Annotated in this window: 11 protein-coding genes and 1 pseudogene; 5 read left to right on the plus strand and 7 right to left on the minus strand. The window is 63.9% G+C overall.

Annotated elements, in window-relative coordinates; all coding sequences use genetic code 11:
- Window positions 1-114: 114 nt before the first annotated feature.
- Entirely contained in the window at window positions 115-1,881 is a 1,767-nt protein-coding gene (gene xsc, locus FLM52_12640) for a sulfoacetaldehyde acetyltransferase (protein ID NVN56627.1), read from the minus strand.
- 353 nt (window positions 1,882-2,234) lie between these two features.
- On the opposite strand from xsc, the gene FLM52_12645 reads away from it, so the two are divergent.
- Both FLM52_12645 and FLM52_12650 read left to right on the plus strand, forming a co-directional pair.
- Window positions 2,235-3,080: an IclR family transcriptional regulator gene (locus FLM52_12645; protein NVN56628.1), complete on the plus strand. Its 846-nt coding sequence runs from the start codon at window positions 2,235-2,237 to the stop codon at window positions 3,078-3,080.
- 121 nt (window positions 3,081-3,201) lie between these two features.
- Window positions 3,202-4,086 carry a DMT family transporter gene (locus FLM52_12650; protein ID NVN56629.1) on the plus strand — a complete coding sequence of 295 codons (885 nt, stop codon included), beginning with the start codon at window positions 3,202-3,204 and terminating at the stop codon, window positions 4,084-4,086.
- 173 nt (window positions 4,087-4,259) lie between these two features.
- On the opposite strand, the gene FLM52_12655 is transcribed toward FLM52_12650, so the two are convergent.
- The 5 genes and pseudogenes from FLM52_12655 to FLM52_12675 form a co-directional block, all read right to left on the minus strand.
- Window positions 4,260-6,113, minus strand: a complete 1,854-nt coding sequence (locus FLM52_12655; protein NVN56630.1) for a DAK2 domain-containing protein — start codon at window positions 6,111-6,113, stop codon at window positions 4,260-4,262.
- Between the two features lie 617 nt (window positions 6,114-6,730).
- Window positions 6,731-7,669, minus strand: a pseudogene (locus tag FLM52_12660) (sensor domain-containing diguanylate cyclase).
- 450 nt (window positions 7,670-8,119) lie between these two features.
- Window positions 8,120-8,824, minus strand: coding sequence for a glutathione S-transferase (locus FLM52_12665; protein ID NVN56631.1), 705 nt, complete (start codon window positions 8,822-8,824; stop codon window positions 8,120-8,122).
- 53 nt (window positions 8,825-8,877) lie between these two features.
- On the minus strand, window positions 8,878-9,156 hold the full coding sequence (locus FLM52_12670; protein ID NVN56632.1) for a hypothetical protein: 279 nt from the start codon (window positions 9,154-9,156) through the stop codon (window positions 8,878-8,880).
- 225 nt (window positions 9,157-9,381) lie between these two features.
- Window positions 9,382-10,602 (minus strand): argininosuccinate synthase, encoded by a 1,221-nt coding sequence (locus FLM52_12675; GenBank protein ID NVN56633.1) that lies wholly within the window; start codon window positions 10,600-10,602, stop codon window positions 9,382-9,384.
- 312 nt (window positions 10,603-10,914) lie between these two features.
- Here FLM52_12675 and FLM52_12680 point away from each other — a divergent pair, with 312 nt between their 5' ends.
- Window positions 10,915-11,610 (plus strand): ribonuclease T, encoded by a 696-nt coding sequence (locus FLM52_12680; protein ID NVN56634.1) that lies wholly within the window; start codon window positions 10,915-10,917, stop codon window positions 11,608-11,610.
- A 153-nt stretch (window positions 11,611-11,763) separates the two neighbouring features.
- On the opposite strand, the gene grxD is transcribed toward FLM52_12680, so the two are convergent.
- Complete coding sequence (grxD, locus tag FLM52_12685) at window positions 11,764-12,096, minus strand: Grx4 family monothiol glutaredoxin (GenBank protein NVN56635.1); 333 nt, start codon at window positions 12,094-12,096, stop codon at window positions 11,764-11,766.
- Window positions 12,097-12,412: 316 nt separating this feature from the next.
- On the opposite strand from grxD, the gene argF reads away from it, so the two are divergent.
- Window positions 12,413-13,330: an ornithine carbamoyltransferase gene (gene argF / locus FLM52_12690; GenBank protein ID NVN56636.1), complete on the plus strand. Its 918-nt coding sequence runs from the start codon at window positions 12,413-12,415 to the stop codon at window positions 13,328-13,330.
- A gap of 126 nt (window positions 13,331-13,456) precedes the next feature.
- On the plus strand, window positions 13,457-14,539 hold the full coding sequence (locus FLM52_12695) for an ABC transporter ATP-binding protein (protein NVN56637.1): 1,083 nt from the start codon (window positions 13,457-13,459) through the stop codon (window positions 14,537-14,539).
- Window positions 14,540-14,593 lie beyond the last annotated feature (54 nt).

Here is a 14,593-nt window from a genome sequence, read left to right on the forward strand (position 1 = left end):
GGACATCTGAAATGGCCGGGGCAAGGGAGAGTTCCAGTCGTTGATGCGCGTCGCGCTATCGCTTGAACATCACGCTGCCATCCATGACCTGCACAGCGCGATCAGCGACGGGCGTTACACGTAATCCTGATACTTCTCGAGCAGACGCACCGGCTTCTTGAGGGCGTCGCGGCGGAACGGGTCGCCCAGTTCGCGAGTACACATCACCTCGATGACGCAGGTCTTGCCTTCGTTCATCTGCATGTCGACGGCCTTCTTGAGGGCCGGGCCCACGTCTTCCAGACGGTCGACGGTGATGCCTTCGGCCCCCATGGAGCGGGCGATCTCGGCGAAGCTCTGGTTGTCCAGCTCACCGGCGACGAAGCGACGGTTATAGAACTCGACCTGGTTCTTCTTCTCGGCGCCCCACTGACGGTTGTGGAAGACGACAGCCGTGACCGGAATATCGTGACGCACGGCGGTCATGATTTCCATCAGGCTCATGCCCCAGGCGCCGTCACCGGCGTAGGCGATGGCCGGACGTTCCGGCGCGGCAGTCTTGGCACCCATGATGGTCGGCAGCGCGTAGCCGCAGTTGCCGAAGCTCATCGGGGCGAAGAAGCTGCGCGGCTTGTCGAAGCGCAGATAGCTGTGGGCCACGGAGTTGATGTTGCCGATGTCGGTGGAGACCATGACATCTTCCGGCATGGCCTTTTCCAGCTCTCGCAGAACCTGACGCGGGTGCAGGTATTCGCCGCCGGAGAACGGCTTCTCATCCTTGGCTTCGTCGATGGCGTCAAGGCTGAAGGCATCTTTCTCGTGGGTCCACTCGTCAAGCTCGGCTTCCCAGGCGGCCTTCTCTTCGCGGATGGTGCTCAGACGCGAGTCCTTGGAGGCATCGCATTCCAGATTGCGGCCTGCCAGGCGCTCGGTCAGGGCGATGGCCGCTTCACGCGCGTCGCCGCAGATGCCGACGGAGATCTTCTTCACCAGACCCAGCATCTTGTGGTCGGCGTCGATCTGGATGATCTTCGCGTCCTTCGGCCAGTAGTCCATGCCGTGCTGCGGCAGGGTACCGAACGGCCCGAGGCGCGTGCCCAGCGCGATGACGACATCGGCCTGGGAGATCAGCTTCATGCCCGCCTTGGAGCCCTGATAACCGAGCGGACCACACCACAGCGGGTGGCTGGCCGGGAAGGAATCGTTGTGCTGGTAGCTGTTGACCACCGGCGCGCCGAGACGCTCTGCCAGTGCCTTGCACTCCTCGACGCCATCGGCCATCACCACACCGCCACCGGAAACGATGACCGGGAACTTGGCGCTGGCCAGCAGCTCGGCTGCCTCATCCAGACTCTTGCTGCCACCCGGGCCGCGATCGACACGTGCCGGCTTGGGAATCTCGCATTCGATCTCGCCGTAGAAGTAGTCACGCGGGATGTTGAGCTGGGTCGGGCCCATCTCGGACATGGCGCGATCGAAGCAGCGACCGGTGTATTCCGCCATGCGCGACGGGTGAGTCACGTGGCCCTGGTACTTGGTGAATTCCTGGAACATCGGCAGCTGCTTGCATTCCTGGAAGCCGCCCAGGCCGATGCCGGTGGTGCCGGCTTCCGGCGTGACGATGACCACCGGGCTGTGCGCCCAGTAAGCCGCCGCGATGCCGGTGACGCAGTTGGAGATGCCCGGGCCGTTCTGGCCGATGACCATGCCGTGACGGCCGGAGACACGAGCATAGCCGTCGGCCATGTGGGCAGCGCCCTGCTCATGCACCACCGGAATGAGGCGAATGCCGGCCGGCGCGAAGATGTCCATCGCATCCATGAAGGCGGAACCCATGATGCCGAACATGTCGGTGACGCCATTGGCGACCATGGTTTCCACGAAGGCCTCGGAAGGGGTCATCTTCTGCTTGCCCTGCACGACCTTGCGATTGTCTGCGCTGTCTTGAGTGCTCATGGCGTCTCCAACTCTAAATTTTATGTTTATTGATACATTTAGTTCCGATTACCGAAACATGTGACCAAAATTAGCCCTCACCGGCCGACCCGTCAAGCACGATTTCGAAAAATGATGAAAAACACACCTTTTTTAGAAACTTCTTCCGATGAATGGAGTACTGTTACAGTAGGCACAGCAACGCAAGGCACTGACGGGCCGCGCGTTTCCGCGCCATACTGCCCCGCGCATGACGGCTCGACACACGACCGCCCCGGCGCACGACCGTTCAGCGCTCGGATCGAAAGAGGAAAACGCCCATGAACAGTGCCACCCAACCCCACACGAGCCTGCCGCATGACCGCAAGGACAGCGACACCGCCAGGGAAGGCAGCAAGATAGAAGGCGATACACCTGCCCAGCGCCTGCTGGCACTGCTGGAGGTGATCGCCGCCAAGGACCAGTTCTTCACCCTGCAGGGACTGGTGGAAGAGACCGGCCTGCCCAAGCCGACGCTGCACCGCATGCTGCAGCAGCTGGAAGGCAGCGGCATGCTGCAGCGCGAGGCGGACAACCGCCATTACAGCAAGGGCAGCCGCCTGCGCCGTCTGGCGGAGAACCTGCTGCTCAACGACACCGTGCAGGGTGCCCGCCACGGCGTGCTCAACCGGCTGATGGAAGAGGTCGGCGAGAGCTGCAACATCACGGCGCTGTCCGGCAGCGAGGTGCTGTATCTGGACCGCGTCGAGACCCAGGCCCCGCTGCGCTTCTATCTGCACCCCGGTTCCCGGGTGCCGGTGCATTGCTCCGCCAGCGGCAAGCTGTTTCTGGCCCAGATGCCGCCCGCCCAGCGCCGTCGTCTGCTGACCGGCACGCCGCTGAACGCGATGACGCGCAATACCCTGACCGACATCGAATCCGTCGAGGCCGAGATCGAGCAGGTCCGCCAGCAGGGCTTCGCGCTGGATGACGAGGAATTCCTGCCCGGGCTGGTGTGCATCGCGGTGCTGGCGCCCAATCCCGATGGGCCCTCCAACATCGGCGTGGCCATCCAGGCGCCGGTGATGCGCCAGTCGCGCGAGGACATGCTCAAGCATCTGCCGGCACTCGAGCGCGCCGCGCGCGATATCGCCGCCATCCAGCGCGGTGCGATACCCTCCGCCTGAGGCCAGCGGGCTGGAGCTGGATCTGGGAAAGAAGAGCGACAGGCACAAGGTCGTGCTTCCCGTGACGCGCATGAGGGGCTAGCCTGTCGGACTGCCTTTTACACACCACGTCGAGAACACCATGTCCGCCAGCGATGCCTTGCGTCTTGTCCTGCTTTCCAGCCTGTGGGGCATGTCTTTCATCTTCATGCGCGTGGCTGCGCCGGAATTCGGCCCGACCACGCTGATACTGCTGCGCATGGGCATCGGTGCGCTGGCACTCGCCCCACTGCTGCTGGGCGCGGGCCGGTTGAAGATGCTGTGGGAACACAAGGGCCCGCTTGCGGTGCTGGGCCTGACCAGTCAGGCGCTGCCCTTCTGCCTGCTGGCGCTGGCCACCACCCAGCTGGAGGCCGGTTTCACCTCGCTGATCAATGCCACCACGCCGCTGTTCACCGCGCTGCTGGGGATGGCGCTGTTCGCCACGCCGATCCAGAAGCAGCAGTATCTCGGCCTGGCCGTGGCCTTCAGCGGTGTCTATGTGCTGTCGAGCGATCGCCTCGACTTCCAGCTCGGCGGCGATGGCTGGTTCATTCTCGCCGCCCTCGGCGCCACCTTCTGCTACGGCTTCGCCTCCAACTTCTCGCGTCAGCGCCTGAATCACCTGCCGGCGCCGGTGCTGGCCGCAGGCAGCTCGCTGATGTCTTCCCTGCTGTTGCTGATTCCGGGCCTGTGGATGTGGCCGACGACCAGCGTCAGCCTGGAGGCCTGGGGCAGCGCCATCGCGCTGGCGGTGCTCAGCACCAGCCTCGCCTTCCTGATCTTCTTCCGCCTGCTGGCCAGTGCCGGCGCCACCGCGACCACTTCGGTCACCTTCCTGGTGCCGGTCAGCGCGCTGCTGTGGGGCAACCTGCTGCTCGATGAGGTGATCGATGCGCGCATCCTCACCGGCATGGGCATCACTCTGCTGGGCACCGCCATCGCCACCCGTCTGATTCGGCTGCCGACACGTCGGAAAGTCGCCTGACCGCTTGCCGCGTGACGCTTGCCCCATGAACCAAAAGGCCCGCCCCTGAACACGAGGTTCATGGGCGGGCCTTTTTGCGTCATGCGGCTTTGGCTCTAGAGCTTTATGGGGCTGGAGAGCTCAGACACTCGTCATTCGGGTCAACCAGCTCAGCCGGTCAATCGAAGCTTCAATCAACCTGCCGCTTCCTCGGCGGCATCGGCCAGCGCTTCGAAGACGCGCGCCACGGCTTCCGCGCCCGGGTCGCTGTTGCCGACCAGATGGGCGGAAGGCACGTAGGCAGAGCGCCCGGCCCGCGCCTTGGCCATCTCGGCGGTGGCATCCGCGCCCTGACGGGCGGCGCGTGCCATCGCGGCCCAGTCGACACGGGCGCTCGGTGTCGTCTGCAGTGAAGACTGCAGTGCCTCCAGCGCCGGCAACAGCGCATCCAGCAGGCTGCGGTCGCCGCGTGAGGCGCCGCCGTAATGCTGCATGCGGGCGACGCCGTGACTCAGGGCATCGTGCCAGCGCTGGCTCATTGGCGCCTGGCCATGCGTGTCCGACGGCTCCTTCCAGCGGGTGGCGGCGGCGGTGAACAGCGTCGAGAGCAGCACACCACTGGAGCCGCCCATGCCGTGGGCCAGCTGCTTGCCGATGGTGGCCATCAGCTCGCCGGAATCACCACATGCCAGCTCGCAGTCTTCCAGCGCTTCGATCACCGCGCGCGCGCCACTGGCGAAGGTACTGCCGGTATCACCGTCGCCGCTGATGGCATCGAGTCGGTCGAGATCCGCCTCGCTGGCGAGCAGGACTTCCAATGCCGCGCGCAGGCGTTGCTCGACCTGCGGATCGCCCGGCAGGCCGGCACGCGATTTCACGCCACGGGCGGCACGCGCCTGGCAGTCGGCCCTGGCCTGGGCACGTCTGGCATCCGAGGTCTCGTCACTGGCGGTTCTGACGGCGTCCTGACTCGGCGTGAAGTGCGCCAGTGGCGTCACCGATTGCACGCCCGGCCAGGCCACCGGCGCGCAGCTGGCGCTGAGCGCCTCTTCCAGCAAGCTATCCAGCGGCAGCAGCGTCAGCGAGAAACCGTGCATGTCCAGAGAGGTCATCAGCGGTTGCGGGCCGACCACGGCATGGATGCCCAGCGCCTGCAGCGACGGATGGGTCAGCGCTTCTTCCAGCAGCAGGCTGCGCTCCAGCGCCGAGCAACCGCCCAGATCATTGATCAACAGCAGATGGCCGCTGGCCGGCAGGTCGCCGCCGACATCCTTGCGCGAATGACCCTGCACCAGCGCCGTGACCACGGTGTCCATGACCGCATGCACGCCGTGGGTGCCCGAGTCGCTGCCAAGCTCCAGCGCCATGGCGCCCGGCTCGCCGTGAATGCCCAGCCCCAGTTCCGGTGCGCGCTGCTCACGCGGCTTGCCGGGATGACGGCCGACATTGAAGGCCACGCCCAGGGTTGAACAGCTGTCGGCGACGCGACGCGCGATGGCGGTGATTTCCTTGAGGCCCGCCCCGCGTGCCGCCAGCGCACCGGTGACCTTGTGCACCAGCAGCGTGCCGGCCAGCCCACGTGGCTGCGGGTTGTCGGGCAGCGCCACATCGTCGGCGACGATGACCATCTCGACCTTGAAGCCTTCCTGGCGCGCCCGCTCGGCGGCCAGCCCGAAGTTGAGGCGATCCCCGGTGTAGTTCTTGACGATCAGCAAGGCCCCGGCCTCACCGGTGACTTCGCGGATCGCCGCCAGCACGGCGTCCACCGTCGGCGAGGCGAACAGCTCACCACACACGGCAGCCGTCAGCATGCCAGCACCGACGAAGCCTGCGTGCGCGGGTTCATGTCCCGAGCCACCACCGGAAATCAGCGCGACCTGATCACGCGCCCAGTCATCACGCACTACCAGGCGCATGCCACTGGCGGGGTCTGACAGCCGCACGCCACTGCCATCCGGGTGGCGCAGTCGTGCGCAGCCTTCCAGGGCCTCGCCGACGACCTGGCGTGGCTGATTGATGAACTGTCGGCCAGACTCGCTGCTACTCATCCTTCTCTCCTTGAGGACACTCGCCCTGCTGATAAAGGCGGCACTTGAGGCCGCCGCTCATGCCTGTCCTGTGCCACGACGCTTCCATGACGCTCGGGGGCCTCGACTCATCCTGCCTTGCCGTTCCCCCCAGCGTCGTTCGCGACCTTGCCGGATGCAATAGTCCTATCAGAAAATGATGGCATTCGCGCTGCAGCGTTGTGCCACGCCCATCAGTCGAGTGGCCTGAAAGACAAAAGCCCCCCGACGCCTGCGCGTGCGGGGGGCTTGGAGTGCCGAGTGTCACCGGGGCGTGTATTCAGGGTCATGCCTCTCACCTTTCCTCTCTCACCTTTCTTCTCTGGCCTTGATGCCGCGGCTGGCTGTCTCGCTGGCAGGGCCGGTGGCAAGGGCGCCTGACGAGGTGGTGGCGATGAGGCAGGCCTCAGTGCCGGTGCCGGCTCCAATTTGGGCTCCGGTTCCGGTTCCGGTTCCGGTTCCGGCTCCGGTTTCGGCGCAGGTCTCAGCTTCGATTCAGCCTCCGGATGCAGCCAGGAAGGCAGCCGACTGGCGGGGGCCTGCAGATTCGAGGTCTGGTATTCGCTGGCAGAGCATTCCACCGGCGCGTGCACCCTGAAGCCGTGCTTGCCGTGGTGCTTGACTCGATACATCGCCTGATCGGCCTGTTCCAGCGCCAGACCGAAGCGATTGTCGGCATCGCGCCCGAAACAGATGCCGATGCTCAGGCCGACGCAGCCGAGGCCACCGCTGATCTCGAGGGGATGCGCGAAGCGCTCCAGCCAGCGACGGGCGATATGTTCGACACGCGGCAGTGTCATGCGGGGCAGCTGAAAGAGGAATTCATCGCCGCCGAAACGCGCCGAGAGATGCTGGTGGATGCTCAGTCGGTGCAGCTCATCGTTCAGGCCATGCGCGACCAGCACCAGCACTTCATCGCCGGCACGATGGCCGAACTGGTCATTGACCTGCTTGAAGCCGTCAAGGTCGATGAAGATCAAGGCACTGTCATCGGCCAGCGGTCGCTGATGCCAGCTGTTGATGGCCTGACGATTGGCAAGCCCCGTCAGGGCATCGGTGCTGGCCAGCGCATTGAGGCGCGCTTCGTAGTCTTTCTCATGACTGATGTCGGCATGCGTGCCCAACAGGCGCAGGGCATCGCCGTGCTCATCGCGTTCGACTACCCGCCCGCGGTCGGCGACCCAGGTGATGCTGCCATCGCGAGCCAGCATGCGATGCACGACCTGATAGACCTCGGTGCGCCCCTCCAGGTGGTCATTGAGGTTGGCGAGCACTTCCTCGCGGTCTTCTGGGTGCAGGTGCTCACGCCAGACATCGAAATGGGCGTTCAGCTCGCCCGGCTGGTAGCCCAGCATGCGTCCCCAGCGATAGTTGAAGATGGTGAGCTTGCCGCTGGGCACCTCGAGTTGCCAGAGGCGCAGGCCGGTACCGTCGAGCGTCGCCGACAGTTTTTCCTCCAGTCCCGCCAGTCGGCGTTCAAGGCGGGCCTTGTCGCGCTCCATCTGCTTGAGTGCTTGTTCCAGTGATTGTTCACGCAGACTCTTGTGTGCCATGCCAGGCCCCCGGTCGACTCCTTGTCCTGCATCCTGTTTATCCATCGGCACCAGGGCGAACTCCCTGTTCGCTTGCCGATGCATCGCTCACGGTCTTCTGTTCTGTCTTGTCGTTCTGTCTTGTCGTTCTGTCTTGCGATGCTCTTCCTGGCATCCTTCGCGCTTCGCTACCCAGCCTGGTGACTGGGCGGCTGTCGCCCGCTCGAGGTCAATAAGCATTAACTGTAGCTTAAATATCTAAAGCAGAACCTACCGATATAACGTTAAGATGTGACAGCTCGGATGCCGAAAGAATCCCGACGAAAGTCTAAATGACATCAATAGCGCAGAAATGCGCAAGCCATGTGATGTTTGCGCAGCGCGCCCAGGCATCAACGCATCAGCACCTCAGAGCACAAAAGCATCAGCACCTCAGGGCGCAAAAACATCAGCGCGTCAGAGCGCCAGCTCGCCACCCTTGGCCACGGCGCGCTGAAAGGCCTCGCGCTGACGGATGCGGGCCAGCCATTCCTGGATATTCGGGTGATTCTTGAGCCCCTGGCGCGCATCAAGCACCTGGATCGGGAAGCTCATCTGGATATCGGCACCGGTCAGCGAGTCACCGGCAAGCCACTGGCGATGCTCGAGACAGGTATCCATGTAGGCGAGATGCGCCTTGATCTCCGGGCTGATGAAGCTGTCATTCACGCCCTTGGCCAGCTTGCGCGCGATCGGGCGCACCAGCCACGGCACCGGTGGCTTGTCGAGACGCGAGAATACCAGCCTGAGTATCAACGGCAGCATCGCCGAGCCCTCGGCGAAGTGCAGCCAGAAGCGATAGTCACGCTCGGCCTGGCTGCCGGCGGGCGGGCGCAGGTGTGCGGTGCTGACGCTGCCCTGGCCGGCGTACAGATCGATCAGGTATTCGATGATCGCCCCGGACTCGGCGACCACCACCGGCTCGGCATTCTCTCCCGCCAGCGTGGTGTCGGTGATGATCGGCGCCTTGCCCAGCGGGTGTATCTCCTTCAGCGCCCTGGGCGCACGCATGCTGTTGCTGTCGCGGGCATAGGTCTGCAGACGGTATTCAAGATTCAACTCTTCCAGCAGCCACAGGATGCGCTGCGAGCGCGAGTTTTCCAGATGGTGAACCGTGATCATGGGCGTGCTCCTGAAGGTAGGGTCAAGTGCGCAGCGGTCAGCTCCGGGGGCGATCAGCGCTCGAAGATGCTGTCACCCAGGTCATCGATGGTGCGCTTCGCCTTGAGCAGGGTCAGCTCCACGGCGCCCTCTTCGCCCGGCACGGTGTCGGAGCGCTCGAAACGGTGCTCCAGCATCTCGCCGCCTTCCACCGGCTTGCGGATCACGCCCGACACCCGATATTGACCATCGTGCTTCTGCGGCATCGCCACGATCAGATAGCCCTTGTATTCGGTGGCTTCCGGTTCCTTGACCGGCGCAGGCTCGCCTGCGGCAAACAGTTTCTTCAGCATACCCAGCATGATACATCTTCCTTGGCCGGCTCTCGTGACGCTCGCCGGCGGTTCACGTGCAGAAATGAGAATGAAATGGCGCTTGTGTCAGCATCACATGCCCCCGTGGGGGTGAACAGCGCTCGGCCGACCACCAGATAGCACGACGCCGACCCCTATGGCAGCGAATGGCTGCAGCAGGGGCCGGCGTCATGGTGTTCCGAGATCAGGCTATCGGATCAGAGATTACTCGATGCCACGTCCCTTGCTGGCCGCGATACGCAGGCGCAGGGAGTTCAGCTTGATGAAGCCGGCAGCATCTTTCTGGTCGTAGGCGCCCGCATCGTCTTCGAAGGTCGCGATGGACGCATCGAACAGCGAGTCTTCGGACTGACGGCCGACGACGATCACGTTGCCCTTGTAGAGCTTGAGACGCACGACGCCGTTGACGACCTTCTGGGACTCATCGATGGCCGCCTGCAGCATGCGACGCTCCGGGCTCCACCAGTAGCCGTTGTACACCAGCTCAGCGTACTTGGGCATCATCTCGTCCTTCAGGTGGGCCGCTTCGCGGTCCAAGGTGATGGATTCGATGGCACGGTGAGCACGCATCATGATGGTGCCGCCCGGTGTTTCGTAGCAGCCACGCGACTTCATGCCGACGTAACGGTTCTCGACGATGTCGAGACGGCCGATGCCATTCGCGCCGCCGACCTTGTTCAGGTACTCGAGCACTTCGTGAGCGGCCATTTCCTTGCCATCGATGGCAGTGATGTCGCCCTTCACGTAGGTCAGGTCGATGTAGGTCGCGTCATTCGGCGCCTGCTCCGGGCTGACGCTCCAGCGCCACATCTCTTCTTCGCACTCGGTCCACGGGTCTTCCAGCACGCCACCTTCGTAGGAGATGTGCAGAAGGTTCGCGTCCATGGAGTACGGAGACTTCTTCTTGTTCTTGGCGTAGTCGACTTCGATACCGTGCTGCTCGCAGTATTCCATCAACTTCTCGCGGGAGTTTAGGTCCCACTCACGCCACGGCGCGATGACCTGGATACCCGGCTTCAGCGCGTAGGCGCCCAGCTCGAAACGCACCTGGTCGTTGCCCTTGCCGGTCGCACCGTGGGAGATGGCGTCGGCGCCGGTCTCATTGGCGATCTCGACCAGGCGACGCGCGATCAGCGGACGTGCGATGGAGGTGCCCAGCAGGTACTCGCCTTCATAGATGGCGTTGGCACGGAACATCGGGAAGACGTAATCGCGGACGAAGGTCTCGCGCAGGTCTTCGATGTAGATCTCCTTCACGCCGAGGGCTTCTGCCTTGGCACGCGCCGGCTCGACTTCCTCGCCCTGACCGAGGTCAGCTGTGAAAGTCACGACTTCACAGTTGTAGGTTTCCTGCAGCCACTTGACGATGACTGAAGTGTCCAGGCCGCCGGAGTAGGCGAGAACGACCTTTTGCACGTCGGACATGCTTGACTCCTGAGTTGATGCTTGTAGTTCCCGCGTACCACTGATGAACGCCGTGGCCGCAGGTGGGGTTGGATCGCCCGGTCCAGACGAGCGAAGGCCGCGCACGCGCAGCCGCTCATCTACCCGAATCACGATGTGACGCCGATTATAGCGAGGCTGGCACCTCACCGATACTGCCAGCGGGGTCAGAGACACCCCGGCAGGCGGCCAGCGCCGCGACGCGCCCTTTTCGCCCTGCTACAATTGGCCACCTTGAGCGTCGGCGATACGCACGGCGCAGCACGAGATGCAATGACGGGATTGGAGATCTTGATGACCCAGGCGAGCGAGCGCACGCAGATGGCACAGCGCTTCCGTGGCTTTCTGCCAGTGGTGGTCGACCTCGAGACGGGTGGTTTCAATGCCGCCGGTGATGCAATGCTCGAGATCGCTGCCGTCACGCTGACCATGGACGACGATGGCAACATGGTGCCGGATGCGACCTATGCCTTCCACGTGGCCCCCTTCGAGGGCGCCAACATCGAACAGTCGGCACTGGATTTCACCGGTATCGATCTCGACAACCCGGTGCGCAAGCAGGTCGCGGTGGCCGAGAATCAGGCGCTGGGCGAGATCTTCAGCCCGGTGCGCAAGGCCATCAAGGCGCACGGCTGCACGCGTGCGGTGCTGGTCGGCCACAATGCGGCCTTCGACCAGGGCTTCCTGAACGCGGCAGTCGAGCGTTGCGGCATCAAGCGCAATCCGTTCCACCCGTTCTCGTGCTTCGATACCGCTTCGCTTGCGGGTCTGGTCTATGGCCAGACGGTACTGGCGCGCGCCTGCCGTGCCGCCGGCATCGAGTTCGACAACGCCTCCGCCCACTCGGCGCGTTATGACACCGAACGTACCGCGGAGCTGTTCTGCGCGATGGTCAACCGCTTCAAGGACCTGGGCGGCTGGGACCTGGCGATGAAGGAACAGGGCATGAATGACGAGGTGCCGGTCTCGCTCGACGCGCCCGCGCCCTGACTGGCAGAGCTTCTGACAGCTTCTCCGGCTGACAGGCTCCCCTAGAGCCAGAAAAGAAAACGCCCCCGCAGCCAGGCTGCGGGGGCGTTTTTCTGAACGGCATTTGCCTAGATCAGCGCGTGTCAGATCCAGCAGGTCAGATCAGACTGCCGATCACTCGGCGGAAGCTGCCTGAGCGGCCTGCTTGATCATCGGCTCCAGCTCGCCGCTCTGGTACATCTCGACCACGATGTCGCAGCCGCCGACCAGCTCGCCGTTGATCCACAGCTGCGGGAAGGTCGGCCAGTTGGCGTACTTCGGCAACTCGGCGCGGATGTCCGGGTTGTCGAGGATGTTGACGAAGGCGAAACGCTCGCCGCAGGACATGACGGCCTGCACGGTCTGCGCAGAGAAACCGCACTGCGGCAGCTGCGGGGTGCCCTTCATGTACAGGAGGATCGGGTTCTCGCCAATCTGCTTTTCGATCGATTCGATGGTAGTGCTCATGTGCAATCCTCGGACGGTGGGCGCAAGGCCCGTGAGTGTCATTCCCTCATTCTACTGGGGGTAAGCCATGAATTCAGCCCCCGATAGTGCCCGAGTTGTGGATTGCTGTCTGCAGCAGCGCGCATCGGCCCTGCAGCGCGCGCCATGGCTGCCCTGATAACGGCGCGAGCGTTGCACGCTCGCGCCGAGCTGGCTAGGATGGCTCTTTTGACAGGCAGCGCCATCCGGGCGCCGTGATCGTCGGCGACCTCCTTCCCTCCGACGCATGGCGCCCTTTTCAATGGTGCTGTCCGAGACCCTGACAGGAGCCCGCTCGATGGCCACCCGGCATTTTCTGACCCTGCTTGACCTTTCTCCGGAAGAACTCGACTACCTCATCCAGCGCGCCATCACCATCAAGGATGGGCTGAAGAAGGAAGGTCCGGTCTATACGCCGTTCGCCAACCGTACCCTGGCGATGATCTTCGAGAAGTCCTCCACGCGTACCCGCGTGTCCTTCGAGACCGCCATGGCGCAATTCGGTGGCCATGCGCTGTTCCTGTCACCGCGCGACACCCAGCTGGGCCGTGGCGAGCCGATCGGCGACACCGCACGCGTGCTGTCCGAGATGGTCGATGGCGTGATGATCCGCACCTTCGCCCACTCCGACATCGAAGCCTTCGCCGACGCCTCCAGCGTGCCGGTCATCAATGCACTGACCGATGACTATCATCCGTGCCAGCTGCTGGCCGACGTGATGACCTGGACCGAGTGCCGTGGCCCCGTGAAGGGCAAGACGGCGGTGTGGATCGGTGATGGCAACAACATGTGCCATTCCTGGATCAACGCCGCACGTCAGTTCGATTTCACTCTGCGCATCTGCTGCCCGGAAGGCTATGAGCCGGACAGCGAGATCGTCGCGGCCGCCGGCCAGCGCGTCAGCATCCATCGTGATCCGCAGGAAGCCGTGCAGGGCGCGGACCTGGTGACCACCGATGTCTGGGCCTCCATGGGTCAGGAAGAAGAGCAGCTCAAGCGTGAAGCCGACTTCGCCGGCTTCCAGGTCGACGAAGCCATGCTCGACAAGGCCGCCGACGACGTCATCTTCCTGCACTGCCTGCCGGCACACCGCGGCGAAGAGATCAGCATGGGCCTGCTGGATGACCCGCGCGCCGTCGTCTGGCAGGAAGCGGGCAACCGCCTGCACGCCCAGAAGGCACTGCTCGAGTTCCTGATGCTGGGCCGCCAGGACTGAGCCATCAGCACTGAAGCTCAGGACTGAGCCGCCGCCTGCATCCACGCAGGCGGCGCTCGCGTATGCTCAAGCGAGACGGACACTCCCCTGCCCCGTTGCCTTCATCGCCATCCGGACTGACCTGCCATCATGCAACCGCTCCTTCAGATCGATTCGCTGGAATGTCGCTACGACACCACCGTCGTGACTCGCGACATCAATTTCTCCCTCAACAAGGGTGACATTGCCTGCCTGCTCGGCCCCTCCGGCTGCGGCAAGACCACGCTGCTGCGCGCGATTGCCGGCTTCGAACCGGTGGCGGTGGGCGAGATTCGTCTCGAAGGCGAGGTGCTGTCCAGCGCGACTTATCTGACCGCGCCAGAGCAGCGCCATGTCGGCATGGTCTTCCAGGATTACGCACTGTTCCCCCATCTGAGCGTGGCGGACAACGTGGCCTTCGGTGTGCGCCGCATGACCCGTGAAGCGCGCAATGACAAGGTGACGGAGCTGCTGACCCTGGTCGGCCTCGCCCACCTCGGCGAGCGCTTCCCACATGAACTGTCCGGTGGCCAGCAGCAGCGCGTGGCCCTGGCTCGCGCGCTGGCACCGGAGCCGCGCATTCTGCTGCTCGATGAGCCGTTCTCGAATCTGGACGTGGAGCTGCGCCGTCAACTGAGCCAGGAGGTGCGGCGGATTCTCAAACACCTCGGCATCAGCGCGGTGCTGGTCACGCATGACCAGAATGAGGCCTTTGCGATGGCCGACCAGATCGGCGTGATCCACGGCGGTCATCTGCAGCAGTGGGACACGCCGTTCAACCTGTATCACGAACCCGCCACGCGCTTCGTCGCCAACTTCATCGGCCAGGGCTATTTCATCCCCGGCACGCTGAAGGACAACGAATGCGTGAGCACGGAGCTGGGCGTGATTCGCGGCAACCGTGCCTATCCGTATGCACCCGGCACGCCGGTGGATGTGCTGCTGCGCCCGGATGACCTGGTGTTGGCCGAAGGGGATTCGGAAGCGACCGACCTCAAGGCACGCGTGCTCAGCGCGACCTTCGCCGGTACCAGCACCCTCTACCGGCTGGCGCTGCCTTCCGGGCGGGAAGTCGAGGCCGCCTTCAACAGCCATCACGACTACCAGCCCGGTGAGCAGGTCATGCTGCGCATCCAGGCCGATCACCTGATCCTCTTCGAGCGTGTCGAGGAGAGTGAAGCGGTGCTCTAGTACCCCACGAGCAGGATGATCGCCAGCCAAGAAAAAACGGCCTCCTTTCGGATG

This window comes from bacterium Scap17, from assembly GCA_013376735.1.
Classification (GTDB): Bacteria; Pseudomonadota; Gammaproteobacteria; order Pseudomonadales; family Halomonadaceae; genus Cobetia.

Coding starts and splice junctions, on each gene's coding strand:
- argF (NVN56636.1), top strand. CDS start 12,413: ATGGCCACCCGGCATTTTCTGACCCTGCTTGACCTTTCTCCGGAAGAA.
- FLM52_12655 (NVN56630.1), bottom strand. CDS start 6,113: ATGAGTAGCAGCGAGTCTGGCCGACAGTTCATCAATCAGCCACGCCAG.
- FLM52_12645 (NVN56628.1), top strand. CDS start 2,235: ATGAACAGTGCCACCCAACCCCACACGAGCCTGCCGCATGACCGCAAG.
- FLM52_12675 (NVN56633.1), bottom strand. CDS start 10,602: ATGTCCGACGTGCAAAAGGTCGTTCTCGCCTACTCCGGCGGCCTGGAC.
- xsc (NVN56627.1), bottom strand. CDS start 1,881: ATGACCCCTTCCGAGGCCTTCGTGGAAACCATGGTCGCCAATGGCGTC.
- FLM52_12650 (NVN56629.1), top strand. CDS start 3,202: ATGTCCGCCAGCGATGCCTTGCGTCTTGTCCTGCTTTCCAGCCTGTGG.
- grxD (NVN56635.1), bottom strand. CDS start 12,096: ATGAGCACTACCATCGAATCGATCGAAAAGCAGATTGGCGAGAACCCG.
- FLM52_12680 (NVN56634.1), top strand. CDS start 10,915: ATGACCCAGGCGAGCGAGCGCACGCAGATGGCACAGCGCTTCCGTGGC.
- FLM52_12670 (NVN56632.1), bottom strand. CDS start 9,156: ATGCTGAAGAAACTGTTTGCCGCAGGCGAGCCTGCGCCGGTCAAGGAA.
- FLM52_12665 (NVN56631.1), bottom strand. CDS start 8,824: ATGATCACGGTTCACCATCTGGAAAACTCGCGCTCGCAGCGCATCCTG.